The organism is Actinoallomurus soli (assembly GCF_024055715.1).
Lineage (GTDB): Bacteria > Actinomycetota > Actinomycetes > Streptosporangiales > Streptosporangiaceae > Actinoallomurus > Actinoallomurus soli.
In genome coordinates, this window is the sequence record NZ_JAMXMV010000008.1 from 127,236 (window position 1) to 150,216 (window position 22,981).

A 22,981-nucleotide genomic window follows, 5' to 3' on the forward strand; every position below is an offset into this window, starting at 1 on the left:
CCGCAGGCCGCCGGTCACGCGCTGGGCGTGGCCGGCGGCCACCGTGCGCGAAGCACCGGGTTGATCTCGTATAGTGAGACATACCGTCCAGGGATTTGACGCGGGCCGGGAAACCCACCATGGTTGACACCATGAACCGCAACCTGATTCTCGTACTTGGTCGGCGCGCAAGCTGACCGAGTAGATCGCTTGCGCGCTCCCCTCGACCGCCATCCGGCGCGAGGGGTTTTTTGTTGGCCATAACCCCGGCCCCGCGCACCGCGTCCCGGACGGCACCGCCCGCCCGGCACGCTCAGGGGCAGAGCCCAGCGCTCAAGACCACAAGGATGAAGCAGATGACCGAACGGATGACCGGATCCCAGGCGCTCATCAGAGCCCTGGAGGAGGTCGGCGTCGACACCGTCTTCGGGATCCCCGGCGGAGCCATCCTCCCCGCGTACGACCCCCTCTTCGACTCGCAGAAGATCCGCCACATCCTTGTACGGCACGAGCAGGGCGCCGGCCACGCCGCTCAGGGGTACGCGCAGGCGACGGGCAGGGTGGGCGTGTGCATGGCGACCAGCGGCCCCGGGGCGACGAACCTCGTGACGCCGATCGCCGACGCGTACATGGACTCGGTGCCGATCGTCGCGATCACCGGCCAGGTCGCGAGCGGCGCGATCGGCACGGACGCCTTCCAGGAGGCGGACATCTCCGGCATCACGATGCCGATCACCAAACACAACTTCCTGGTCACCGACCCGTCCGAGATCGGCCGTACGATCGCCGAGGCGTTCCACATCGCCTCGACCGGCCGGCCGGGCCCCGTCCTCGTCGACATCTCCAAGGACGCGCTGCAGAACGAGACCGACTTCACCTGGCCGCAGCCGATGCAGCTGCCCGGCTACCGGCCGGTGACGCGGCCGCACGCCAAGCAGGTGCGCGAGGCCGCCCGCCTGCTCGTCGAGGCCAAGCGGCCGGTGCTGTACGTCGGCGGTGGAGTGCTCAAGGCAGGGGCCGCCGACGAGCTGCGCGCCCTCGCCGAGCTGACCGGCGCCCCGGTGGTGACCACGCTGATGGCCAAGGGCGCGCTGCCCGACAGCCACCCGCTGCACATGGGCATGCCCGGCATGCACGGCAGCGTCGGCGCGGTGGGCGCGCTGCAGCGTTCGGACCTGCTGGTCACGCTGGGCGCGCGGTTCGACGACCGGGTCACCGGCCGGGTGGACAGCTTCGCCCCCGGGGCGAAGGTCGTGCACGCCGACATCGACCCGGCCGAGATCTCCAAGAACCGCCACGCCGACGTGCCGATCGTCGGTGACGCCCGCGACGTCCTCACCGACCTGGTCAACGCCGTGCGCGCCGAGCACGCGGCGGGCCGCAAGGGCGACTACGAGGACTGGTGGCGCCAGCTCAACGCCTGGCGCGAGACGTACCCGCTGGGCTACGACCAGCCGGAGGACGGCAGCCTGGCGCCGCAGTACGTCATCGAGCGCATCGGCAAGGTCGTCGGCCCGGACGCGCTGTACGTCGCCGGGGTGGGCCAGCACCAGATGTGGACCGCGCAGTTCATCGGCTACGAGAACCCCGGATCGTTCATCAACTCCGGCGGGCTCGGCACGATGGGCTACGCCGTGCCGGCCGCGATGGGCGCCAAGCAGGGCCGGCCCGACACCCCGGTCTGGGCGATCGACGGCGACGGCTGCTTCCAGATGACCAACCAGGAGCTGGCCACCTGCGCCATCGAGGGCATCCCGGTCAAGGTCGCCGTCATCAACAACGGCAACCTCGGCATGATCCGCCAGTGGCAGACCCTGTTCTACGACGGGCGCTACTCCAACAGCGACCTGCAGTCCCGGCGGATCCCCGACTTCGTCAAGCTCGCGGAGGCGTACGGCTGCGTCGGGCTGCGCTGCGACAACGCCGCCGACGTGGACGCCACGATCGCCAAGGCCATGGAGATCAACGACGTCCCGGTCGTGATCGACTTCGTGGTCCACCAGGACGCGATGGTCTGGCCGATGGTGGCGGCCGGCACCGGCAACGACGAGATCAAGATCGCCCGGGACATGGCGCCCGACTGGGAGAACGGTGACTGACTGACATGAGCAGGCACACGCTTTCGGTGCTGGTCGAGAACAAGCCCGGCATTCTCGCCCGGGTCGCCTCGCTGTTCTCCCGGCGCGGATTCAACATCGACTCCCTCGCCGTCGGCACGACCGAGCATCCGGACATCTCCCGGATGACGATCGTCGTCAACGTCGAGGAGCTCCCGCTGGAGCAGGTGACCAAGCAGCTGAACAAGCTGGTCAACGTCATTAAGATCGTCGAGCTGGACCCCTCGGCGTCGGTGCAGCGCGAGTTGGTGCTGATCAAGGTTCGCGCCGACTCCGAGACCCGCTCGCAGGTTCTGGAGACGGTCCAGCTCTTCCGCGCGAAGGTCGTCGACGTGGCCACGGACGCGGTCACGGTCGAGGCCACCGGCAGCAGGGACAAACTGGAGGCTCTGATTCGGGTCCTGGAGCCGTTCGGTATCAAGGAACTGGTGCAGTCGGGCATGGTGGCCATCGGCCGTGGCGCCCGCTCCATCACCGACCGCTCGTTGCGCGCCATCGAGCGCAGCGCGTGAGATCTAGAGAGGCAAGATCAAGTGGCTGAGATCTTCTACGACAACGACGCCGACCTGAGCGTCATCCAGGGCCGCCACGTCGCGGTGCTCGGATACGGCAGCCAGGGGCACGCGCACGCGCTCTCGCTCCGCGACTCCGGCGTCGACGTGCGCGTCGGCCTGCCGAAGGACTCCAAGAGCCGGGAGAAGGCCGAGAACGACGGCCTGCGCGTCGTCACGCCCGAGGAGGCCTGTGAGGAGGCCGACCTCACGATGGTGCTGATCCCGGACCACCTGCAGCGGCAGGTGTACGCCGACGCGATCGCGCCGTCCCTCGTCGAGGGCGACGCCCTGTTCTTCGGGCACGGTCTCAACATCCGCTACGGCCTCATCGAGCCGCCGGAGGGCGTCGACGTGGCCATGGTCGCGCCGAAGGGCCCGGGCCACCTCGTGCGCCGCCAGTACACCGAGGGCCGCGGCGTGCCGGTGCTCGTCGCCGTCGAGCGCGACGCCAGCGGCAACGCCTGGCCGCTCACCCTCTCGTACGCGAAGGCCATCGGCGGCACCCGTCCGGGCGCGCTGAAGACGACCTTCAAGGAGGAGACCGAGACCGACCTGTTCGGCGAGCAGGCCGTGCTGTGCGGCGGCGTCTCCGAGCTCATCAAGGCGGGCTTCCAGACCCTCGTCGACGCCGGCTACCAGCCCGAGGCCGCCTACTTCGAGTGCCTGCACGAGATGAAGCTCATCGTCGACCTCATGTACGAGGGCGGCCTGTCGAAGATGCGCTGGTCGATCTCTGACACCGCGGAGTTCGGCGACTACACCCGCGGCCCGCGCATCATCACCGACGAGACCCGCGAGGAGATGCGCAAGATCCTCAAGGAGATCCAGGACGGCACCTTCACCAAGGAGCTCGTGGAGGAGTTCGACGCCGGCCGGCCGAACTTCCTCAAGCGCCGCGAGGAGGAGCAGAACTCCCCGATCGAGCAGACCGGCGCCAAGCTCCGCCCGATGATGTCCTGGCTGCAGGACTGATCCACCGGACCGGCTGAACCTCGCCCCGGCGTGTGCGACCGCACCGCCGGGGCGACGTCGTCCGGGGGCGCGAAAGTCGGCAACCGCCGGAACCTCGGGCTTGGTCAATAGCACTTCGTAAGTCAGTGCTACGAATGCCGGTTCGGGGCGCGCCTCAACCTCATTTCGGCACAGACCGGCGGCGGGAAGGAGGATACTTACGGCGGTAAATGGGCGGTTTCGACGCCGGTGGTCGTGGGTGCCCGGAACCGTGCCCTGAGGCGCGAGAGCGGGACGGGCTCATGCGTAAGACATCTTTAGGACCCTCGAAGACCGAACACCACGAACGCCGGGCCGAGATCGACCCGACCGACTTCATCCCCCTCCTGGCCACCGACTTCGGCGGCATCTACCAGGTCTACCTCGCCGCCTCCGACGAGCGGCTGAAGATGCTGCGGCTGGCGATGAGCCTGCTCGCCGCGCCGTTCGCCGCGGTGGTCGCGCTGACCAGCGCCAAGGTTCTCGACCCGGCCGCGCTGACGTCCTGGCACCGCATCCCCGCGTACGTCTTCGCCCTCACGGCGATCTTCGGGGCGATGGGCGTCCTGCCGTACCTCCGCCTCATCGAGGCGACGTCCCGGCACCTGCGCACCGCGCGGGCGGTGAACAACTTCCGGCTGCTCTACGTCGAGGAGCTCCGCGACCACTTCAGCCAGGTCGGCTGGGCCCCGAACCTGCCGGTCGACCCCGCCTACCCGGAGGCGTTCGCGCCGACCTCCAGCTCCGGCCTCACCGCCATCGGGCTCGCGATCGTCGACGCAGCGTACATCTCGATCGGGCTGCTCGGGCTGTCGGGCGCACGGCCGACCATGATCGTCGTGACGGTCTGGATCGCGGTCACCGCCACGCTGCTGTTCCTCATCTACCACGTCCGCCTCGGCGCGGCCCGCCGGCGGCAGGGCCCGGCCAACCCGTACGGCTTCCCGTCGGTGGAGTCCTGAGGTGGAACGCTGGCACACGTGCGGCGAGGCGTGGATCGGCCTGATGCGGCACGTCTGGACGACGGGAGTGGCGGGCCTGGACGACCGGGGCCCGGTCATCGAGGCGCCGCCGCGGCTGTTCGAGATAGCGACGCTCGGCTGGGACGACCCGATCGTCCGCGCGTACGGCGACGCCGAGGCCGTCGCCCGCTACACCGCCAAGTTCACCCGGACGGACGTCGTGCCTCCCTTCAAGTACAGCTACGGGGCGCGGCTGCGCGACCTGCTCGGCGTGGACCAGATCGACTGGGTGATCGAGCTGCTGCGGGTCCGTCCGTGGACCAAGAGCGGGTGGATCTCCCTCACGGTCCCCGGCGAGCGGCAGGACGCCGTGCCGTGCCTCGCCGCCCTGGCGTTCCGCGTACGGTCCTCGCGCCTGTCGATGACCGCGACGTTCCGCTCGCAGAACGCCTTCACGAGCTATCTGAACTACCTGCCGCTGCGCGCGGTGCAGGTGGAGGTCGCCGGGGCGGTCGGCCTCCCCGCCGGGACGATGCGGGTCTTCGTCGACGTGCCGCACGTGTACATTGCCGACACCGGCGCCGTCACCGCCGTTCTGGCGCGGACCGCCATGCGCGGCGCCGCCTGAGCGAGCGCGGTCAGCGGCAGTCGTCCGGCGCGGGATCGCCGTGGAGGCGCGCCCTGATCCAGGCGTTCAGATCCGGGGCCGCCGAGGGCACGACGTTGTGGTAGGCGTGCGGGTAGAGCCGGTAGGCGATGACGCCGCCACGGCCGCACATCCGCCCGATGGCGGCCTTGGTCACCCCGGGCGGGATGATCGGGTCGCGCCCGCCCTGCAGGATGAGGACGGGGACGGCCCGGGGGAGCGCGCCGACGCTGTCGGCGGCCAGGCCGGTGGACCAGGGCGGTGTCGTGCGCGGATCCCGGGTGAAGACCTTGCCCGCGGACAGCTTGGAGTACGCCTCGATCACCTCGTCGTCACATCCCTTCTCCAGGACGCCCAGCCGGGCCCGGCCGGCGGCGGTCATGATCGACTCCAGCCGGGCCGACGGGTCGGCCGCGCTGTACCCGGCGGCCACCTCGACGAGCCGCCCGGTGCCGTAGTCGAGGTCCGTGACATGGCGCGCCAGCGCGGGCAGGTCGATGGGCGGTGACGCCGCCGCCACGCCGACGAGGCGGAGGCCGGGCGCGTAGGACGACGCGACCTCACCGGCGAACAGCGCCGCGTGCGCCCCCTGCGAGTGGCCGAAGACCACGACCGACCTGCCCAGGGCGGCGCCCGGCAGGCGGGCGGCGGCACGGACCGCGTCCAGGACGGAGTGCGCCTCGCTCTTCCCGACCAGGTAGGGATGGGGCCCGGGAGTGCCCAGGCCCTCGTAGTCGGTCGCGACGATCGCGTCGCCCGCCGCCAGCAGCGCGCGACCGTCCTCGATCCCGCCGATCGGGTCCGGGTCGGTGGACGGCGCGCAGGAGTCGCCCAGTCCCGTCGTCCCATGGGCCCACGCGACGACGGGCCGTCCTCCGGCCGGCGGCGCGCCCCCCGGGACGAACACCGAGCCGGACACGGCGATGTCCCGGCCCGCCGTGTCGCGCGAGTGGTAGAGGATGCGCCAGGCGCGCGCTCCCGCCGGCGCGGCGACCGATTCGCTGCGGATGAGGGTGCCGGGCGCTCGCCGCGGCAGGGGCACCGGCGGGCGGTAGAACGCCCAGGCGGGGCGCGGGTGCGGGCTCGCCTCGCCCGCGTCGGGATCCGTACCGGAACCGGAGCACCCGGTGAGCAGGATCGCTCCGGCGGCCCCGATGGAGATCAACCGTTTCATGCGTGACGACGCTAGGAGCGGCGCGGACGTCTGTCCTCGTGCCGGCGGCCGATCAGTGCCTCACCCGTTCGACGACCCGCCCGACCGGCGGACGGACCCCGGCTGCCCCGGATCCCCACGGCACGGCAGGCCGGCGGTGGGCGGCACGGCGGCGCCGGAACCCGTACGACACGGCCGCCCCGTCGTCGAATGGACGACCTCCGGTTCAGCCCGCCGGGGGAGGACCGCGCGGCCGTGACTGCCTACGGTCGGTGCCATGCAGGTGATCCGATGCGAGGGACTGACGAAGCGGTACGGCGACACCGTCGCGGTCGACCGGCTGGACCTGACGATCGGGGGCGGTCAGGTCTTCGGCTTCCTGGGGCCGAACGGCTCGGGCAAGACCACGACGATGCGCATGCTGCTCGGCCTCATCACGCCGACGGCCGGGCGGGCCTGGGTGAACGACCGGCCGCTCCCGGATCCGGACGGCCTGGCCCGGATCGGCGCGATGATCGAGGAGCCGGCGTTCCATCCGTGGCTGACCGGACGGCGCGCCCTCGACGTTCTCGCCCTGCACGGGCCGCCGCCGCGACGCCGTGACGCCGTGGCGGCGGCCCTGGACCGGGTCGGTCTGTCCTCCGTCGCGGACCGGAAGGTCAAGGGGTACTCCCAGGGGATGCGGCAGCGGCTGGGACTGGCGGCGGCGCTGCTGCGCGACCCGGCGCTGCTCGTGCTGGACGAGCCGACGAACGGCATGGACCCGGCCGGCATCCGGGAGTTCCGTGCCCTGCTGCGCGCTCTGGCCGACGACGGCACGACGGTGTTCCTGTCCAGTCACCTGCTCGCCGAGGTGGAGCAGGTCTGCGATCGGGTGGCGGTGATGAACCGGGGGCGCCTGGTCGAGGAGGGACCGGTCGCCGAGCTGGCCACGGTACGACGGCGGGTGCGGGTCGTCCTCGACGAGGGCGATCGGGATCGTGCCCGGGAGGTCCTGGCGGGGCGGCGGGCCCGTGTCGACGGCCCGGGGACGCTGCTGGTCGAGGAGGCCGACGGCCGTGAGGTCAACGAGGCTCTCGGCCGCGCCGGCGTGTGGGCCCGGGAGATCCTCGTCGAACGACCCGGCTTGGAAGAGGCGTTCCTGACCCTCACCGCGACCGAGGAGGACGACCGTGCGATCCCTGCGCGCTGAGTTGCGCAAGCTGAACCGGCCACTGCTGTACGGCGTCGCGTTCGCGGTCATGCTGTTCTGCGTTCTGCTGGCGGTGGGCGGCGCGTCCAACGCCGCGAAGAACGCCGCCGACGCCGGACGCGTGCCGTCCTCGTGCACCGAGTTGAGGATGCCGGAGGGACCGGCGTGCGAGGCCACGAAGGTGAGCGTCCGCGCGCGGGCGGCGCTCGACCGCGTTCGGCGGCTGCAGGACGCGAAGCGGACCGCGGCGCAGCTCGACCCGGCGGCCGCCGGCGCGGAGGCGGCCGGGCTCATGGCCTCGCTCCCCGGCGTGCTGGCCGTCGCCCTGCTCGCCGGCGGCCATGTCGGAGGCGAGTGGTCCGGACGGACCCTGAAGACCGTGCTCACCCACTGCGGCCGCCGCGAGCGGGTGCTCGCGGCGAAGCTGGTGAGCCTGTGGCTGGCCGCGGTGGGCCTCATCGCGGCGTGCTGGGCGGCGCTCGCCGTGGCCGGCCCGATCCTCGTACGGGCGTACCATCTGCCGTCCCCGCACGCCTCGGCGGCCGACGAGCTGCGGCACTCGGCAGGGCAGGTCGGGCGGGCACTGGCGGTCGTCGCGGTGTTCGCCGTGATCGGGGTGCTCGCCGCCGTCGTCACGCGCGGCTCCATCGGCACGATGGCCGCCACGGCCGGGATCTTCGTGACGGCGCTGGCGCTGGCCGGGCTGCCGGGCACCGCGCGCTGGACGCCCGCCACCTGGGTTCAGGAGTGGATGGGCTTCGCGGCCGGGCTCGGGTCGGTCACCACGCTGCCGGACAACTTCTGGTCGCGGTTCATCCCCGCGACCGGCTCTCCGCCGGGGCCGTCGGCCGGCCTGGCCGGCCTCGCGGCCACCGCCCTCGTCGGCGTGCTCGCGGCCGTCGTGCTCTTCCGCCGGTCCGACGTGGGCTGATGAGATCGTGATGGGACCGGCGAGCGGGAGGAACCGGCCCTGCCTGCCGGGGACGTGTGGGCGCGCCGGGTGGACTGGGAGGAGCCGGTCATGTCGGCTGGGGACGTGACGCCGTGCCGGGGGCCGAGCTGGAGGGACCCGGCCGTGCCCCGTGGGGTCCTGACGCCGCGCCGGGTCGACGCCGCCGTCGCGGCGGGCCTGTTCGCCTGGGGCGCGCCGGACGTCCCGTGGTGGTGGAAGCCGGCCTCGCACGTTCCGGTGACGCCCGTGGTGCTCGGCTACCTGGGCCTGGAGCTGGCGGCCTCCGTCCCGTTCCTGTGGCGACGGCGCGCCCCGGTGCCCGTCCTGCTGGCCACGAGCGGCGTGCTCGCGGTCCGTGCGGCCCTGCACCAGCACGCGATCGCGGCCTTCGCCGCGGTGCTGGTCGCCGCGTACGGGGTCGGCGCGTACGGCGTGCAGACGCGGAGACACGCACGGTGGCTCGGCTGGCTCGGACTGATCGCCGGAGCGGTCGTCGGCGTCATGGTCAACCTCCACCGCGTCGCAGGGGTGCCGTTCGCGCTGCTCGGCGCGGCCTTCCTCGCCGGGGACGCGGCGACCGCGCGCCGGGCCGAGGCCGCGCTCGCCGTGGAGGCCGCGCACCTGACCGAGCGCACCCGCATCGCCCGTGAGCTGCACGACGTCCTCGTGCACCAGCTCTCGGCGATCACCGTCCAGGCCGGTGCCGCCCGCCTGACCGGCTCCGCCCCGGCCGAGACGCTCGGCACGGTCGAGCGGCTCGCCCGCGAGGCGCTGAACGAGCTGAACCACCTGCTCGGCACGCTCCGGCGGGAGGACGAGAAGGGCGGCCCCCGGCGTCCGGTTCCCTCTCTGGCCGAGATCGGCGCGCTGATCGCGATGGCACGGGACGCCGGTGTCCCCGCGGACCTGGAGGTGACCGGCAGGGCGCGCGAGCTCAGTCCCGGCCTGCAGCTGTCGGCGTACCGCATCGTCCAGGAGTCGCTCACGAACGTCGCCCGGCACGCGCCCGGCGCCGCGACCCGGGTGACGCTGCGCTACCTCGACGACCGCCTCGCCGTCGAGATCACCAACGGGCCGCCGGGCCGGGGACGCCGCGGCGGCCGGTCGGCGTCCGGCGGCCGGGGCCTGCTCGGCATGCGCGAGCGCGCGGAGTCGCTGGGCGGGGATCTGCGCGCCTCGGCCACGGACCGGGGGTTTCGGGTGACCGCGGCGCTTCCGTACGGCGCGTGGAAGGGCGGATCATGACGGCGAGCGCGCCGATCAGCGTGCTGATCGCCGACGACCAGGCGCTCGTGCGCGCGGGTCTCGTCGCGTTGGTGGGCGCACAGGCGGATCTCACCGTGGTCGCCGAGGCGGCCGACGGCGCGGAGGCGGTGGCGCGCGCCCGCGAGGTCCACCCCGACGTCGTGCTGATGGACATCAGGATGCCCGTGCTGGACGGCCTGGCGGCGACCCGCCGGATCCTCACCGGATCGGCCGGCCCCGCGCCGCGCGTCGTCGTCCTGACCACCTACGACCTGGACGAGTACGTCTACGACGCGCTGTGCGCGGGGGCCTGCGGGTTCCTGCTGAAGCACGCGCCGCCGGAGGAGCTGCTCCTGGGCGTCCGCGCCGCCGCCGGCGGCGGCGCGCTCATCTCTCCGGCGGTGACGGGGCCGCTGATCGAGGCGTTCACCGGCAGGAGGCGCGCCCGGGCCCGGCCGCCGGTGGCCCTGGCCCGGCTCACCGCCCGCGAACGTGAGGTCTTCGACCTGGTGGTGGAGGGGAGGACGAACACGGAGATCGCCCGGATGCTGTCCATCGCCGAGACGACGGTCAAGACGCATCTCGGGCGCGTTCTGGACAAGCTCGGCCTGCGCGACCGGGTGCACGCCGTGATGTACGCGTACGAGAACGCGCTCGTCCCGCCCGGCACCCGGCGGTGAGGGCCGATCGGTCAGCGCCGGACGACGTCGGCGTTCATGTCGGCGAGGAACTCCTCGCTCTCGGCGTCGGCGACGTGGGCGAACAGACGAGGAAGCCCTGGATGTCGCTGAACGGGATGAGAGCGGCGTCGTCGCTCTCCGGGTCGATCACCATCGCCTGGACCTCGCCGCTGCGGGCGATTTTCGCCGGCCGCTGCCGGGCATCACCACGGTCGTCAGCATCGAGCGGTGGCCGGACCTGGCCCGGCAGGCCCGGCAGAGGCGGGACGGCAGGTGGCCGTCATGACCGTGATCCCCTTCTGCCATGCCCGCCGAGGAAGCCGTCCAGGCCTGAAGGTCAAGCAGCGGAGTCTGCAGATCGGTATCACCGAGGCATGCGCAAGTCCGCTCTCTCGGGATCAGAGGTCAAGCTCGGTAATGCTGTAGGGCGCGGAACTGGCGGCACCATGTGCGGTTTCTGCCGGGCAGGCCGCTGGGTTCGGGCTTGCACACGTACGGGCAGAACATGCTGTTGAGCACCCAGGGAGTGCTGTTCGGGCCGAAGTCCTTTGGCATCGCTGAGGCCTGGGTGATGCCGTAGGCGGCCACGGCCAGTTTCCCGGTGCTGCGGAAGCGCTCCATCTGGTCGGCCAGGAAGTTCTTGTTGTCCGCGTACCACGTGTTGGAGAGTAGGAAGTCGTTCCACTCCTGCTCGTCGAAGGGGCGCTGGGTGGCGTCCTTGATGACCTGCCACACGGGGGTCCCCTTCGCGATGCCGTGGCTGCGGGCGAAGGCAGGGTTCACCGCGTCGCTCATGTGCTGCTTCCAGAGCTGTACCAGGGAGAACTCGGTGGCGAGGAACCTCTGGTCGCTGCGGAGGAACGGCAGCACGTAGTCGAGGTACTTCTTCGCCGCGGCCGGGCCGGGTACGTGCGGGTGGATGTCCACGCCTGCGATGGACGGCGTGTGGGCGGTGAAGGTCATCCAGCGCCGCGTCTGCGCGGTTTCGGCGCCGGGCCGGTAGAGGGCGGTGAGCGCTCCCATGTAGATCTTGGTCTTGCAGTTCGCTCCGAAGTGCTTCTGCCGGTATTGGGCGGTGTGCAGGGCGAGCGCCTCGTAGAAGGTGTTGATACGGGGAGTTTCGCGGTCCGTCTTGCTCGTCTCGAAGAAGGGCTCGTTGCCGATGGTCAGGATGTCGACCTTGCCCATGGTCGCGGCCAGAACCTTGTCCAGCCGTGCCAGGGCGGTCGTCATGGCCGGGCTGCCGGGTGTGGGGATGGGCCTGTTCTGGTACTGGAACTTCGTGGTCAGTACGGTGCCGTAGCCGTGGGCGGCCGCCTGGAGCAACTTAGCGAATCCGGTCTGGGTCGCCGGGTTCCCCTGGTCGGCGTTGGACATCAGATAGAAGCCGCGTATCCAGGTGCCCGAGACCGCCTGCAGCTCGGCGTAGTCGATCTTCTCCAGAGCCTGGTTGACATTGGCGGCGAGTACGCCGGAGGCAGGCGGCGCGCTCACCGTGCCCGGGCTGGAGGAGGAGCCCGCGGCGGGAGAGGAATTGTTCCCGTCCGGGCCGCAGGCCGCCGTTCCCAGGGCCGCCAGCACGGCACCCCCGGACAAGGCAAGCATCTGCCGCCGGGAAGTCTCCCCGCGCTGCCGTCCCCTATCGAATCCCATTTCGCTCCCTCGCATGGGCCTGCCCGCCTCCCGGCTTGTCCGGCTCGTCCGTGCGGCCCCAACAGGTCCGGTTGAACCAGGCCATTACATATTAGGACGACACAATACCTATATCGCTTCTCGCCGAATTTCGGGATCACGGGGACGCAGGAACACCGACCGGTTCCTGGGCCCCAGTGACCGTACCGTCGGCGTTTTCGGTAAAGCGGATGACCAGAAAATGCTTGCGATCGGCTAGCGCAATCACCGAGAACGGCTGCCCATCCTTCAGGCCTGGCGCTTTGAAGTCCACCCGGGATCCAAAGGCCGAACCGAACTGCGGGCAGCGCCGGTGCCGGTCCTTGTCGAACGGGTCACGGCCGTGACCGGTGGGCGTCCTCACCCGTTCGCTGAATTTCCTGTTGTCGGGTCGGGTCTCGGTCCCGATGTTCGCGGTGTACCAGACGCGGAACGGCACGTCCGAGCAGACCGCGATAATGCCGTTCCCTTGAGGATCTGGATCCGTGTTGTTGAGCCTGTTGTTGACGTCGTTGGTGAAGACGGACGCGGCCAGCACGGCAATGCCCCCGAAAATACCGACCCCGGCGGCGATGGCGACGGCGACGAAGGCGAACCGGCGCGTGCGAACAAGCGGGAGCATGACCCTCCAGGTGTGTAGTCGAACCTAAGCCGCTTTGACGGACCAAACCCAGTAGGGCTACGGGGCGACGGCGGAGGGGATGACCCGGCGGGCGGTGCTGTGGCGGAGATCCCATCGGTGGCAGCACTCTTATCGGACACCGCCGAAAGCGATGAGCACGAATGGGAAGACTATGAAGAACGCACTGGCCACGAACCCGAGGATGATGCGCTGCCGTCGGTCCGAGCGCCGGTCAATGCGGGCGGTGGTGGAGGGGGAGTCGGGCAGGTAGATCACCGGGACGGCGAGGCCGATCGGCCGACGCCGGACGCCCGAGCGGGTGGGTTTGCATTCGTGCATATTGCCGTACGCGTCAGCGAAGCTCACCATCGCGAACGTGACCCAGCCGGCGGACTCGCCCGCTCCGGACCATTCCCTCTTGTAGCGGCTCACGGTCCCCTGGACCCGTATGCCCTGTCGCTGCAGCCGGCCCTGGAGCCGCACCTCACGTACCTGGACGACAAGGCACGCCAGCCCCGCCAGTACCGACAGACCCAGGAGTGCCACCGCCGCACCCGCCTTCCGCTCATGGCCAATCAAGGTGTTGCGACGAGAGGGAGAGCGGGACGGTTTGCGGACGTACGCGTGATCGTGATCACCCTCGGCGTCACCGGCAGGATCGGCCAGACATGCCTCCGGCGGGGGTTCTCCGGCTCGGGGATGCCCCCGGCACGCGCCACTGTCGGCCAGGGACCAGGAACTTCGACGAGGTGTTCACCTCGCTGGGCGCGCGGGTGACCCGCACACCGGTCCGCGCACCACGAGCGAACGCGATGGCCGAACGCCGGGTCGCCACCGTACGCCGAGAGTGCACCGACCGGATCCTGATCACAGGTGTCGTGACGGCCTCGCCCGGCGCCGGTGTGCGAGAACTCCTCCAGATGGGATCGCACACCGGCGTCGCCTATGAGGATCACTCGTGCCGGCGGCGGCGCGCTCATCTCTCCGGCGGTGACCGGGCCGCTGATCGAGGCGTTCACCGGCAGGAGGCGCGCCCGGGCCCGGCCGCCGGTGGCCCTGGCCCGGCTCACCGCCCGCGAACGTGAGGTCTTCGACCTGGTGGTGGAGGGGAGGACGAACACGGAGATCGCCCGGATGCTGTCCATCGCCGAGACGACGGTCAAGACGCATCTCGGGCGCGTTCTGGACAAGCTCGGCCTGCGCGACCGGGTGCACGCCGTGATGTACGCGTATGAGAACGCGCTCGTCCCGCCCGGCACCCGGCGGTGAGGGCCGATCGGTCAGCGCCGGACGACGTCGGCGTTCATGTCGGCGAGGAACTCCTCGCTCTCGGCGTCGGCGACGTGGGCGAACACCGGGACGTCGCTGGCCGGCAGCTTTTCCATCGTCGCCTGCAGCAGCTCATTGGCCAGCTGCGGGTCGGCGCCCTCGGAGACCACGACGTGCAGCATGATGCCCTCCACGCCGCTGGGCATCCGGACGTCGGAGATCCAGACCCGCTCGACCGCGGGGTAGTCCGAGAGCCGCTCGGCGACGCCCTCCTTCAGGGGCCCGACCAGCTCGTGCTCGCTGGCGCGGAACGCCACCTCGACGTCCTCGTCGACGCCCATGCCCTGGGTGACGAGGAAGCCCTGGACGTCGCTGAACGGGATGAGAGCGGCGTCGTCGCTCTCCGGGTCGATCACCATCGCCTGGACCTCGCCGCTGCGGGCGATCTCCAGCAGCAGGGCCGCGTCGGCGTGCTGGAACTCCTCGCTCGCGGACTTCTCGCTGTACGCCTCCGGGCGCGTGAAGGCGGCCAGCGCGACGGACTCGTCCTCCAGCTGCCCCACCAGGACCGAGCCGTCGGGGTTCGTCACGATGAGGACCCCGCCGTCGACGAGCGCGCGCAGGATCTCCTCAGGTTCACCGCGCTGAGCGAGCACGTCGGCCAGCTTCGGGTTTCCATTAGCCATACGCCCGACACTAGTGCGTGGGCGATGGCCCATGGGCCGATCCTGGCCACCGGACCGGTTATTCGCCTCGTCTCACTGGCATGTTCACCGGCCGTTACTACCATCGTGTAGGGCGAGGTCACGCCGAGGGCGCTCGGGATCGACGCACGCCCCCACGCCGTGCAGCCACACGTAGGGGGTCCTCGTGAGCAGGCCTGTGGTCCTCATCGCCGAAGAGCTCTCACCCGCCGGTCTGGCGCTCCTGGAGCCGGACTTCGAGATCCGCCGCGTCGACGGCGCCGACCACGACGCGCTGGTCGCCGCGGCCGCCGGCGCGGACGCCCTGATCGTCCGCAGCGCGAGCACGGTCGACGCGGCGGTGTTCGCGGCCGCGCCCCGGCTGCGCGTCGTGGCCCGCGCGGGAGTCGGCCTCGACAACGTCGACGTCGAGGCGGCGACCAGGGCCGGCGTCATGGTCGTGAACGCGCCGACCTCCAACATCGTGACGGCCGCCGAGCACGCGATCGCGCTGCTGCTGGCCACCGCCCGCAACATCCCGCAGGCCCACTCCTCGCTGAAGCGCGGCGAGTGGCGGCGCGCCGCGTACACCGGCGTCGAGCTGCAGGACAAGACGCTCGGCGTGCTCGGGCTGGGCCGCATCGGCGTGCTCGTCGCGCAGCGGCTCGCCGCGTTCGGAATGCGGGTGATCGCCTACGACCCGTACGTCCAGGCGGCCCATGCCGCGCAGCTCGGCGCGCGGCTCGTCCCGCTCGACGAGCTGCTGCGCGACAGCGACTTCATCACCGTCCACCTGCCGAAGACCCCCGAGACGCTCGGCCTGATCGGCGACCGTGAGCTGCGGCTGGTCAAGCCGTCCGTGCGGATCGTCAACGCCGCGCGCGGCGGCATCGTCGACGAGGACGCCCTCGACCTCGCGCTCAAGGAGGGGCGCGTCGCGGGAGCGGGCATCGACGTGTTCCGCACCGAGCCGTGCACGGACAGCCCGCTGTTCCAGCACGACAACGTCGTGGTCACGCCGCACCTCGGGGCGAGCACCCATGAGGCGCAGGAGAAGGCCGGCACCCAGGTGGCGCGCTCGGTACGGCTGGCGCTCGCCGGCGAGTTCGTGCCGGACGCGGTGAACGTACGCGGCGGCGTCGTCGCCGAGGAGGTCAAGCCCGCGCTGCCGCTGGCGGAGAAGCTCGGGCGGATCTTCACCGCGCTCGCCGGCGGCCTGCCCGTGCGCGTCGAGGTCGAGGCGCGCGGGGAGATCGCCGCCCACGACGTGAAGGTCCTGGAGCTGGCCGCGCTGAAGGGCGCGTTCACCGACGTCGTCGAGGAGGCGGTGACGTACGTCAACGCGCCCCTCCTGTCCCGGGCCCGGGGCGTCGAGGTGACGCTGACCGGCGACGAGGAGAGCCCGGACTGGCGCAACCTCCTGACGGTCCGCGGCACGATGCCCGACGGCGTGGTCGTCTCGGTCTCCGGCGCGCTGACCGGGCCGCGCCACGTGGAGCGGATCGTCGAGGTCAACGGCTACGCCATGGAGATCACCCCGGCGGCGCACATGGGCTTCTTCACCTACACCGACCGGCCGGGGATGGTCGGCGTGGTGGGCCGCCTGCTCGGCGACGCGGGCGTCAACATCGCCGGCATGCAGGTGGGGCGGCACGAGAAGGGCGGCCGGGCGCTGATCGCCCTGACCGTCGACTCCGCGCTGACCCCCGAGCTCGTCGACGCGATCGTCGAGGAGATCGGCGCCGAGCAGGGCCGCCGCGTCGACCTCTGACGGGGAGATCCACCGTCAGGGCGGGCGGCGAAGAATCCGCAGGTGGCAGGGGCTCACCCCGGAACGCGTCTTGCGATGTGAGATTCCTGGTCGCGAGGCGAGACACGCCGGGACGCAGCGGGTAGCGTCGGGAAGGTCATGCGGCGCTTCGTGCTCACCCTTCGCCGCCGTGGCGGGGCTTGATCCCGGGCAGGCCGGCGACCCGCCGCGGAGTGTGCCGCCGGCCGTCGGTCCCGCCTGATCCGCTCGCCCTGATGACGATCTTCACGGAGACGATTCCCATGAACGCCACTTCCGCTTGGACCCCAGCCGACGACGCCGCCGAAGAGGCGGTCAGAGCCGTGCAGACCGCGCTGGACCGCCGCGACAACGGCGGCGCCGCAGGCCGCTAGTTCCAGACGGCGCCGGCCTCAGACGGCCCCGACGCCGAGGGCCACCGCGCCGATCAGCGCGGCGTCGTCGACGAACCGCGCGGCCTCGACCGGCGGCGGGAAGGGCACGGCCCGGCCGACCGCCGCGCGTACGGCGGGCAGGAACGCCTCGGTCATCCCGCCGCCCACGACGACGCGTTCGGGATCGAGGAAGGTCGTCAGGTTGGCGACCGCCATCCCGACGGCCGCGGCGGCGTCGTCGAGCAGGGCGGCCACCGCCGGCTCGTCCCGGCGCGCGAACAGCGCCTCCGCGGTGACCCGCTCGCCGAGCAGCGCGGAGCCGCGGGCGGCCAGCCCGCTTCCGGAGGTGTACTCCTCCAGCGGCGCGCGTCCCTCCGCGTATCCCGGCTCGGCCGGTTCGCGCAGCAGGTACCCGATCTCGCCGGCCGCGCCGTGCGTACCGGGCACCACCCGGCCGCCGACCACCACCGCCGCGCCGGTCCCGGTGCCGAAGTTGACGTAGAGGCCGACGTCGGCGCCTTGGAGCCGTCCCCAGCGCAGCTCCGCGGCGGCCGCGGCGTTGACGTCGTTGTCGACGCGGACGGCCGGCACGCCGAGCCCGTCCTGGAGCAGGGCCGGCAGCGGCAGGTCGTCCCAGCCCGGCACGTTCGGCGCGAGGCGCACGCGACCCTCGCGGATCACCCCGAACGTCGACACGCCGGCCGCGGCGAGGCGGCCGGGCGTCTCGGCGATGAGGCCGTGCGCCGCGGCCAGGACCCGGCGCATCACCTCGTCCGCGCCGTCGGCGGCGCGGGTCGGCAGGCGCGTGCCGCGCAGCCGTTCCCCGGTGACGCTCGCCGTCGCGAGCGCCACCTTGGTCCCCCCGAAGTCGATCCCGAGCACGAACTCGCCGACCGACGTCATGCCCGTCGTCATGCGGCGGCCTGCCCCTGGGGCTCGGCGGGCCCGACGAAGGACTCCCTGATCTCCTTCGGCCCGAACGGCCAGGTCCTCTCGGCGCGGGCCCAGAGCAGGTAGGCGATGACGCCGAGGGCCAGCCAGGCGAGGGAGAGCAGGATCGGCTTGGCCCCGGCGGCCTGGTAGATGTAGACCCACCCGGCCAGCGCGACGATGCTCGGCAGCGGGTAGAGCCACATCTTGTACGGCCGGGGCAGGTCCGGCTGCCGCCTGCGCAGCACGGTGAGGGCGACGATCTGCGCGATCGACTGCACGAGCACGAACGCCGTGGTGAGCATGCTGATCACGTCGGTGAGGGTGAACAGCGAGCCGATCGCCGTGATGATGCCCATCGCGTACAGGCCGGCGGTGGGGAAGTGCAGGCGCGGGTGCAGCCGCCCGAACCACGGGAGGAACACCTTGTCGCGCGCCGCGTTGTAGGGCACCCGCGAGCCGCCGAGCAGCCCGGCGAAGACGGACGCGAACGCCGTGATGATGATGCCGACCGTGAAGACCTGCGCGACGCCCTTGCCCCAGGCGCGTTCGAGCACGAGCGAGGCGACCGAGCTGGAGTTCTTGGCCTCCTGCCACGGCACGACGCCGAGCACGCCGACCTGGAGCAGGAAGTACAGCCCCATGATGCCGAGGATCGCGTAGACGATCGAGCGCGGGATGACCCGGCCCGGGTCGCGGACCTCGGCGCCGAGGTAGGCGCTGGTGTTGTAGCCGAGGTAGTCGTAGACCGCGATGACCAGGCCGGCGCCCAGTCCGCTGAAGAACTTCGAGCCCGCGTCATGCGGGAAGCCGAAGGCCACGCTGCCGTGGAAGTGGGTGAACGCCGCGACGATCACGCCGAGCACCGTGACCAGCATGACGACGAAGAAGATCGAGGTGAGCTTGCCGACGTCGTCGATCCGGCGGTAGAGCGCCAGGACCACCAGCACGACGACGCCGACCGCGAAGACGTGCCCGAGTCCCGACAGCCCGTTGCCGTGGACGAGCGCGGGCCACAGGTAACCGGCGTACTGCACGAGCCCGATCGCACCGGTCGACATGATCAGCGGGATGAACAGCACCGCCGACCACACGAACAGGAACGGCATCAGGCGGCCCGTGCGGTACTGGAACGCCTCACGCAGGTAGAGGTACGTGCCGCCGGCGCCGGGCATCGACGCGCCGAGCTCGGCCCAGACGAGGCCGTCCGCGACGACGATGATCGCGCCGATCAGCCAGCCGAACATGGCCTGCGGGCCCTGCAGAGCGCTGACCATGGCGGGGATGGTGACGAACGGCCCGATGCCGCACATCTGGGTCATGTTCACGGTGGTGGCCTGGAACAGTCCGAGGCGTCGTTCGAACCCCGGAGCCGTGGGAGACGACATGACTCCCCACTCCCTTTCGTGGCGCGTTACCGCCTTCTCGCTGGTGAGCGACGTTGCAGAGAATGTAAGAGAGGCTCCCTAACAAAGCAAGCCCAGGGGGACGTGCGACACTTCCGTCAGCGACCCACGGGGAGGGGATGGCGGTGCCCAGCGGCGGGGAGACGGCCAACACGACGAGCGTGTTGCGCATCATGAACGAGCGGGCCGTGTACGAGCGGATCCGCCTGCTCGGCCCGGTCTCACGGCCGCAGCTGGCCGAGGCGACCGGGCTGTCCAAGCCGACGATCTCGCTGGCCCTCGCCGACCTGGAGCGCGCCGAGCTCGTCCGCCCGGTGGGGCACCGGACCGGCAACGCGGGCCGCGCCGCGCTGCTGTACGAGATCCGCCCCGAGGCCGGCTGGGTGATCGGCCTGGACGTCGGCCGCCAGTGGGTGCGCGCCGCCCTCGCCGACCTCGGTGGGGAGATCGCCGTACGGGAGGACGTCCCCGCGGACTCCGGCGACGCCGGCGCGTTGATCGACCAGCTCGGCGAGATCGTCGACAACCTCACGGCCGGGGCCGGAGGGCAGATCACCCACATCGTCCTCGGCACGCCCGGCGTGTACGACGCCGGCAACGAGCGCCTGCACCTCGCGCCGAACATCCCCGGCTGGAACGAACCCGGCGTCACCGCGAAGCTCGCCGAGCGGTTGCCCGCGCCGTTCGCGATCGAGAACGACATCGCCCTGGCCGCGCTCGGCGAGCAGGGCTACGGCCTCGGCGCCGACCTGCGGCACTTCGTCTACGTGTCGATCGGCACCGGCATCGGCATGGGGATCATCGTCGACGGCCGGCTGTACCGCGGCGCGCGCGGCGCCGCCGGGGAGATCGCCTTCCTGCCGATGGGGGAGACCGACCCGCTCGCGCACGCCGCGGACTCCCGGCGGCACGGGATGCTGGAGTCGGTCGCCTCGGCGCCGGCGGTGGTCGCCACCGCGCGGCGGATGGGGATGACCGGCGAGATCACCGCCAAGCGCGTCTTCGACGAGGCGCGCGACGGCGAACCGGCGGCGGTGCGCGCGGTGGCGCGGGAGGCCGACCACGTCGCCCACGCGCTGGCCGGTGTGATCGCCCTGCTCGACCCGGAGCTCATCGTCCTCGGCGGCGGGATCGGCGGGCACGGCGCCGACGTCTTCCTCGGCGAGGTCCGCGACCGGCTGGAGACGATGACCCCGCTGGGCGCGCCGCGCGTCGAGGTGTCGCCGCTGGGCGATGAGGCCGTCGTCCTGGGCGCGCTGGCGACGGGGCTGGCGACCGCCCGCGCGCTGGTGTTCGACCGGGCCATCACCGGCGCGGCCGACCTCCCCGGAACGGTCACGAATCGCCCATAGTTTGAGACGAGTTCTCATGGGATGAGACGAACCGCTAAGGTGCATGCATGGCTTCCCGCAGCATCCGGCTGGCCGTCGTTCCGGGCGACGGCATCGGCCCCGAGGTCGTCGCCGAAGGTCTCAAGGTCCTCGACGCGCTCGGCATGAAGATCGAGCAGACGCCGTACGACCTGGGCGCGACCCGGTGGCACAAGACCGGCGAGACGCTGCCCGACTCCGTGCTGGAGGAGATCCGGCAGCACGACGCGATCCTGCTGGGGGCCGTCGGCGACCCGAGCGTGCCGAGCGGCGTGCTGGAGCGCGGCCTGCTGCTCCGTCTGCGCTTCGAGCTCGACCACTTCGTCAACCTGCGGCCGGTCCGGCTCTACCCGGGCGTCGAGACGCCCCTCGCCGACACCCGGCCCGAGGACATCGACATGCTGGTCGTCCGGGAGGGCACCGAGGGCCCGTACGCCGGGGCCGGCGGCGTCCTCCGCAAAGGCACGCCGCACGAGGTCGCGACGCAGGAGAGCCTCAACACCGCGTTCGGCGTCGAGCGCGTCGTGCGCTACGCCTTCGAGCAGGCGGCCCGCCGCCCGCGCAAGAAGCTCACCCTCGTGCACAAGAACAACGTCCTGGTCTATGCGGGAGACCTCTGGTCGCGTACGGTCGACGCCGTGGCCGCCGAATTCCCCGACATCGACGTCGACTACTCCCACGTCGACGCCGCCACGATGTTCTTCGTCAGCCAGCCGGAGCGCTTCGACGTGATCGTCACCGACAACCTGTTCGGTGACATCATCACCGACCTGGGCGCGGCGGTGGCCGGCGGCATCGGGCTGGCCGCCAGCGGCAACATCAACCCCACCGGCGCGGCGCCGAGCATGTTCGAGCCCGTGCACGGCAGCGCTCCCGACATCGCCGGGCAGGGCAAGGCGGACCCGACCGCCACGATCCTCTCGGTCGCGTTGCTCCTGGACCACCTCGGGCTGACCGACGAGGCGCGCAAGGTCGAGCAGGCCGTCGCCGACGACCTCATCGAGCGTCAGGGCGCCTGGGCCGCGCGTTCGACCCGTGAAGCGGGCGACGACATCGCCGAGCGAGTAGCCGGCTAGGGCGCGCCTCTCCATAAGGAAACCCTCCGGGCGCGCCCCACGGCGCGCCCGTTTTGGGCTGCCGTGCGGTAAGGAGACTTGAACGCGACAAAAGGCGACAATGGGTACGGAGCGGCGACGAGGCCGTACCGCGAGAGGACCTCAGATGAGCATCGACTTCGACATCCGGCTCTCCGACCACCGCGTGTCGGCGGACGAGCGCGAACGACTCCTTGAGAAGCCCGGCTTCGGCCAGGTCTTCACGGACCACATGATCACGATCCGGTGGGACACGGAGCAGGGCTGGCACGACGCGCGCCTCGAGCCGTACGCGCCGCTGACCCTCGACCCGGCGACCGCGGTCTTCCACTACGCCCAGGAGCTGTTCGAGGGCCTGAAGGCCTACCGCCGGGCCGACGGATCGATCGTCGCCTTCCGCCCGTACGCCAACGCCGCCCGCTTCAACGCCTCCTGCGAGCGGATGGCGATGCCGCCGATCCCCGAGGAGACCTTCGTCCGGTCCCTGGAGCTCCTCGTCGACGCCGACCGCGACTGGGTCCCCACCCAGCAGGGCCACAGCCTCTACCTGCGTCCCTTCATCATCGCGACGCAGCGCGGCCTCGGCGTGAACAGCCCGTCCTCGTCGTACCTGTTCATCGTCATCGCCTCGCCCTCGGGCGCCTACTTCACCGGCGGGATCAAGCCGGTCTCGGTGTGGCTGTCGGAGGAGTACACGCGGGCCGCCCCGGGTGGCACCGGCGCCGCCAAGTGCGGCGGCAACTACGCCGCCGCGTTCGTCGCTCAGGCCCAGGCCGTCCAGGAGGGCTGCGACCAGGTCGTGTGGCTCGACGCCAACGAGCACCGCTGGGTCGAGGAGATGGGCGGCATGAACCTCTTCTTCGTGTACGGCTCCGGTGCGGACGCCCGCGTCATGACGCCTTCGCTGACCGGCACGCTGCTGCCCGGCATCACGCGGGACGCGCTCCTCAAGCTCGCCCCCGACCTCGGCGTCCCGGCCTCGGAGGACCGCATCTCCACCGACCAGTGGCGCGAGGGCAACGCCTCCGGGGAGCTGACCGAGGTGTTCGCCTGCGGCACCGCCGCCGTGATCACCCCGGTCGGCCGGGTCAAGAGCGCCAAGGACGAGTGGCTCATCGGCTCCGGCGAGCCCGGCCCGGTCACCATGCGGCTCCGCGAGGAGCTCGTCGGCATCCAGTTCGGCGACCGCCCCGACCCGTACGGCTGGATCCACAAGATCGCCTGACACGAACCCGCGGAGGCGCGTCTCCCGACGGGGACGCGCCCTCGGCCGGGCCGGCCGCCGATGCTCGTGTCCGCCGCG

Annotated in this window: 22 protein-coding genes; 15 read left to right on the forward strand and 7 right to left on the reverse strand. The window is 71.5% G+C overall.

Features of this window, described 5'->3' with window-relative positions:
* Nucleotides 1-233 precede the first annotated feature (233 nt).
* The 5 genes from NDW01_RS21210 to NDW01_RS21230 all read left to right on the forward strand — a co-directional run bounded on the left by NDW01_RS21210 (nucleotide 234) and on the right by NDW01_RS21230 (nucleotide 5,230).
* A complete protein-coding gene (locus tag NDW01_RS21210) occupies nucleotides 234-2,078 on the forward strand; it encodes an acetolactate synthase large subunit (RefSeq protein WP_256512628.1) in 1,845 nt (614 codons plus the stop codon).
* Nucleotides 2,079-2,083: 5 nt separating this feature from the next.
* Nucleotides 2,084-2,608: an acetolactate synthase small subunit gene (gene ilvN / locus NDW01_RS21215; protein WP_252776070.1), complete on the forward strand. Its 525-nt coding sequence runs from the start codon at nucleotides 2,084-2,086 to the stop codon at nucleotides 2,606-2,608.
* Between the two features lie 30 nt (nucleotides 2,609-2,638).
* Nucleotides 2,639-3,622, forward strand: a complete 984-nt coding sequence (gene ilvC, locus NDW01_RS21220) for a ketol-acid reductoisomerase (protein WP_252777402.1) — start codon at nucleotides 2,639-2,641, stop codon at nucleotides 3,620-3,622.
* Nucleotides 3,623-3,903: 281 nt separating this feature from the next.
* Nucleotides 3,904-4,602: a hypothetical protein gene (locus tag NDW01_RS21225; RefSeq protein ID WP_252776071.1), complete on the forward strand. Its 699-nt coding sequence runs from the start codon at nucleotides 3,904-3,906 to the stop codon at nucleotides 4,600-4,602.
* A gap of 1 nt (nucleotide 4,603) precedes the next feature.
* A complete protein-coding gene (locus NDW01_RS21230) occupies nucleotides 4,604-5,230 on the forward strand; it encodes a thymidylate synthase (protein WP_252776073.1) in 627 nt (208 codons plus the stop codon).
* 10 nt (nucleotides 5,231-5,240) lie between these two features.
* Here NDW01_RS21230 and NDW01_RS21235 read toward each other — a convergent pair whose 3' ends face one another.
* A complete protein-coding gene (locus NDW01_RS21235) occupies nucleotides 5,241-6,422 on the reverse strand; it encodes a lipase family protein (protein WP_252823008.1) in 1,182 nt (393 codons plus the stop codon).
* Between the two features lie 256 nt (nucleotides 6,423-6,678).
* Here NDW01_RS21235 and NDW01_RS21240 point away from each other — a divergent pair, with 256 nt between their 5' ends.
* The 4 genes from NDW01_RS21240 (at nucleotide 6,679) to NDW01_RS21255 (ending at nucleotide 10,470) form a co-directional block, all read left to right on the forward strand.
* Entirely contained in the window at nucleotides 6,679-7,593 is a 915-nt protein-coding gene (locus NDW01_RS21240) for an ABC transporter ATP-binding protein (protein ID WP_252823009.1), read from the forward strand.
* Nucleotides 7,574-8,524 (forward strand): ABC transporter permease subunit, encoded by a 951-nt coding sequence (locus NDW01_RS21245; RefSeq protein WP_252823010.1) that lies wholly within the window; start codon nucleotides 7,574-7,576, stop codon nucleotides 8,522-8,524. Before NDW01_RS21240 ends, NDW01_RS21245 begins: the two co-directional genes overlap by 20 nt.
* A 90-nt stretch (nucleotides 8,525-8,614) precedes the next feature.
* The gene (locus NDW01_RS21250; RefSeq protein WP_252823011.1) at nucleotides 8,615-9,790 is read left to right on the forward strand and encodes a sensor histidine kinase; all 1,176 of its coding nucleotides are present in this window, start codon (nucleotides 8,615-8,617) and stop codon (nucleotides 9,788-9,790) included.
* Nucleotides 9,787-10,470 carry a response regulator gene (locus tag NDW01_RS21255; RefSeq protein ID WP_252823012.1) on the forward strand — a complete coding sequence of 228 codons (684 nt, stop codon included), beginning with the start codon at nucleotides 9,787-9,789 and terminating at the stop codon, nucleotides 10,468-10,470. Before NDW01_RS21250 ends, NDW01_RS21255 begins: the two co-directional genes overlap by 4 nt.
* A gap of 405 nt (nucleotides 10,471-10,875) precedes the next feature.
* On the opposite strand, the gene NDW01_RS21260 is transcribed toward NDW01_RS21255, so the two are convergent.
* The 3 genes from NDW01_RS21260 to NDW01_RS21270 form a co-directional block, all read right to left on the reverse strand.
* Nucleotides 10,876-12,066 (reverse strand): hypothetical protein, encoded by a 1,191-nt coding sequence (locus NDW01_RS21260; RefSeq protein ID WP_252823013.1) that lies wholly within the window; start codon nucleotides 12,064-12,066, stop codon nucleotides 10,876-10,878.
* 193 nt (nucleotides 12,067-12,259) lie between these two features.
* The gene (locus tag NDW01_RS21265; protein WP_252823014.1) at nucleotides 12,260-12,763 is read right to left on the reverse strand and encodes a hypothetical protein; all 504 of its coding nucleotides are present in this window, start codon (nucleotides 12,761-12,763) and stop codon (nucleotides 12,260-12,262) included.
* Between the two features lie 129 nt (nucleotides 12,764-12,892).
* Complete coding sequence (locus tag NDW01_RS21270) at nucleotides 12,893-13,195, reverse strand: hypothetical protein (RefSeq protein ID WP_454923420.1); 303 nt, start codon at nucleotides 13,193-13,195, stop codon at nucleotides 12,893-12,895.
* 513 nt (nucleotides 13,196-13,708) lie between these two features.
* On the opposite strand from NDW01_RS21270, the gene NDW01_RS21275 reads away from it, so the two are divergent.
* Complete coding sequence (locus tag NDW01_RS21275; protein ID WP_252823015.1) at nucleotides 13,709-14,032, forward strand: response regulator transcription factor; 324 nt, start codon at nucleotides 13,709-13,711, stop codon at nucleotides 14,030-14,032.
* 11 nt (nucleotides 14,033-14,043) lie between these two features.
* On the opposite strand, the gene NDW01_RS21280 is transcribed toward NDW01_RS21275, so the two are convergent.
* Nucleotides 14,044-14,718, reverse strand: coding sequence for an SseB family protein (locus NDW01_RS21280; RefSeq protein WP_252823016.1), 675 nt, complete (start codon nucleotides 14,716-14,718; stop codon nucleotides 14,044-14,046).
* A 184-nt stretch (nucleotides 14,719-14,902) separates the two neighbouring features.
* Here NDW01_RS21280 and serA point away from each other — a divergent pair, with 184 nt between their 5' ends.
* Together serA and NDW01_RS21290 are read left to right on the forward strand one after the other, a co-directional pair.
* Nucleotides 14,903-16,486 (forward strand): phosphoglycerate dehydrogenase, encoded by a 1,584-nt coding sequence (gene serA / locus NDW01_RS21285; RefSeq protein WP_252823017.1) that lies wholly within the window; start codon nucleotides 14,903-14,905, stop codon nucleotides 16,484-16,486.
* Nucleotides 16,487-16,740: 254 nt separating this feature from the next.
* Entirely contained in the window at nucleotides 16,741-16,878 is a 138-nt protein-coding gene (locus tag NDW01_RS21290; RefSeq protein WP_252823018.1) for a hypothetical protein, read from the forward strand.
* Nucleotides 16,879-16,896: 18 nt separating this feature from the next.
* On the opposite strand, the gene NDW01_RS21295 is transcribed toward NDW01_RS21290, so the two are convergent.
* Both NDW01_RS21295 and NDW01_RS21300 read right to left on the reverse strand, forming a co-directional pair.
* A complete protein-coding gene (locus NDW01_RS21295; protein ID WP_252823019.1) occupies nucleotides 16,897-17,793 on the reverse strand; it encodes an ROK family protein in 897 nt (298 codons plus the stop codon).
* Complete coding sequence (locus tag NDW01_RS21300; RefSeq protein WP_252823020.1) at nucleotides 17,790-19,196, reverse strand: APC family permease; 1,407 nt, start codon at nucleotides 19,194-19,196, stop codon at nucleotides 17,790-17,792. The genes NDW01_RS21295 and NDW01_RS21300 overlap by 4 nt, the downstream gene beginning before the upstream one ends.
* Before the next feature lie 137 nt (nucleotides 19,197-19,333).
* Between NDW01_RS21300 and NDW01_RS21305 the strand changes: the two genes are divergently transcribed.
* The 3 genes from NDW01_RS21305 (at nucleotide 19,334) to NDW01_RS21315 (ending at nucleotide 22,903) form a co-directional block, all read left to right on the forward strand.
* Entirely contained in the window at nucleotides 19,334-20,566 is a 1,233-nt protein-coding gene (locus tag NDW01_RS21305; RefSeq protein WP_252823021.1) for an ROK family transcriptional regulator, read from the forward strand.
* A 47-nt stretch (nucleotides 20,567-20,613) separates the two neighbouring features.
* The gene (locus tag NDW01_RS21310) at nucleotides 20,614-21,660 is read left to right on the forward strand and encodes a 3-isopropylmalate dehydrogenase (RefSeq protein ID WP_252823022.1); all 1,047 of its coding nucleotides are present in this window, start codon (nucleotides 20,614-20,616) and stop codon (nucleotides 21,658-21,660) included.
* A gap of 145 nt (nucleotides 21,661-21,805) precedes the next feature.
* On the forward strand, nucleotides 21,806-22,903 hold the full coding sequence (locus NDW01_RS21315) for a branched-chain amino acid aminotransferase (RefSeq protein ID WP_252823023.1): 1,098 nt from the start codon (nucleotides 21,806-21,808) through the stop codon (nucleotides 22,901-22,903).
* Nucleotides 22,904-22,981 lie beyond the last annotated feature (78 nt).

Bases quoted from the DNA above. Each gene is read 5' to 3' on its own strand.
- ilvN (WP_252776070.1), top strand. From the start codon at position 2,084: ATGAGCAGGCACACGCTTTCGGTGCTGGTCGAGAACAAGCCCGGCATT.
- NDW01_RS21225 (WP_252776071.1), top strand. From the start codon at position 3,904: ATGCGTAAGACATCTTTAGGACCCTCGAAGACCGAACACCACGAACGC.
- NDW01_RS21235 (WP_252823008.1), bottom strand. From the start codon at position 6,422: ATGAAACGGTTGATCTCCATCGGGGCCGCCGGAGCGATCCTGCTCACC.
- NDW01_RS21240 (WP_252823009.1), top strand. From the start codon at position 6,679: ATGCAGGTGATCCGATGCGAGGGACTGACGAAGCGGTACGGCGACACC.
- NDW01_RS21250 (WP_252823011.1), top strand. From the start codon at position 8,615: ATGTCGGCTGGGGACGTGACGCCGTGCCGGGGGCCGAGCTGGAGGGAC.
- NDW01_RS21255 (WP_252823012.1), top strand. From the start codon at position 9,787: ATGACGGCGAGCGCGCCGATCAGCGTGCTGATCGCCGACGACCAGGCG.
- NDW01_RS21265 (WP_252823014.1), bottom strand. From the start codon at position 12,763: ATGCTCCCGCTTGTTCGCACGCGCCGGTTCGCCTTCGTCGCCGTCGCC.
- NDW01_RS21275 (WP_252823015.1), top strand. From the start codon at position 13,709: ATGAGGATCACTCGTGCCGGCGGCGGCGCGCTCATCTCTCCGGCGGTG.
- NDW01_RS21280 (WP_252823016.1), bottom strand. From the start codon at position 14,718: ATGGCTAATGGAAACCCGAAGCTGGCCGACGTGCTCGCTCAGCGCGGT.
- NDW01_RS21290 (WP_252823018.1), top strand. From the start codon at position 16,741: ATGACGATCTTCACGGAGACGATTCCCATGAACGCCACTTCCGCTTGG.
- NDW01_RS21295 (WP_252823019.1), bottom strand. From the start codon at position 17,793: ATGACGACGGGCATGACGTCGGTCGGCGAGTTCGTGCTCGGGATCGAC.
- NDW01_RS21300 (WP_252823020.1), bottom strand. From the start codon at position 19,196: ATGTCGTCTCCCACGGCTCCGGGGTTCGAACGACGCCTCGGACTGTTC.
- NDW01_RS21305 (WP_252823021.1), top strand. From the start codon at position 19,334: ATGGCGGTGCCCAGCGGCGGGGAGACGGCCAACACGACGAGCGTGTTG.
- NDW01_RS21310 (WP_252823022.1), top strand. From the start codon at position 20,614: ATGGCTTCCCGCAGCATCCGGCTGGCCGTCGTTCCGGGCGACGGCATC.
- NDW01_RS21315 (WP_252823023.1), top strand. From the start codon at position 21,806: ATGAGCATCGACTTCGACATCCGGCTCTCCGACCACCGCGTGTCGGCG.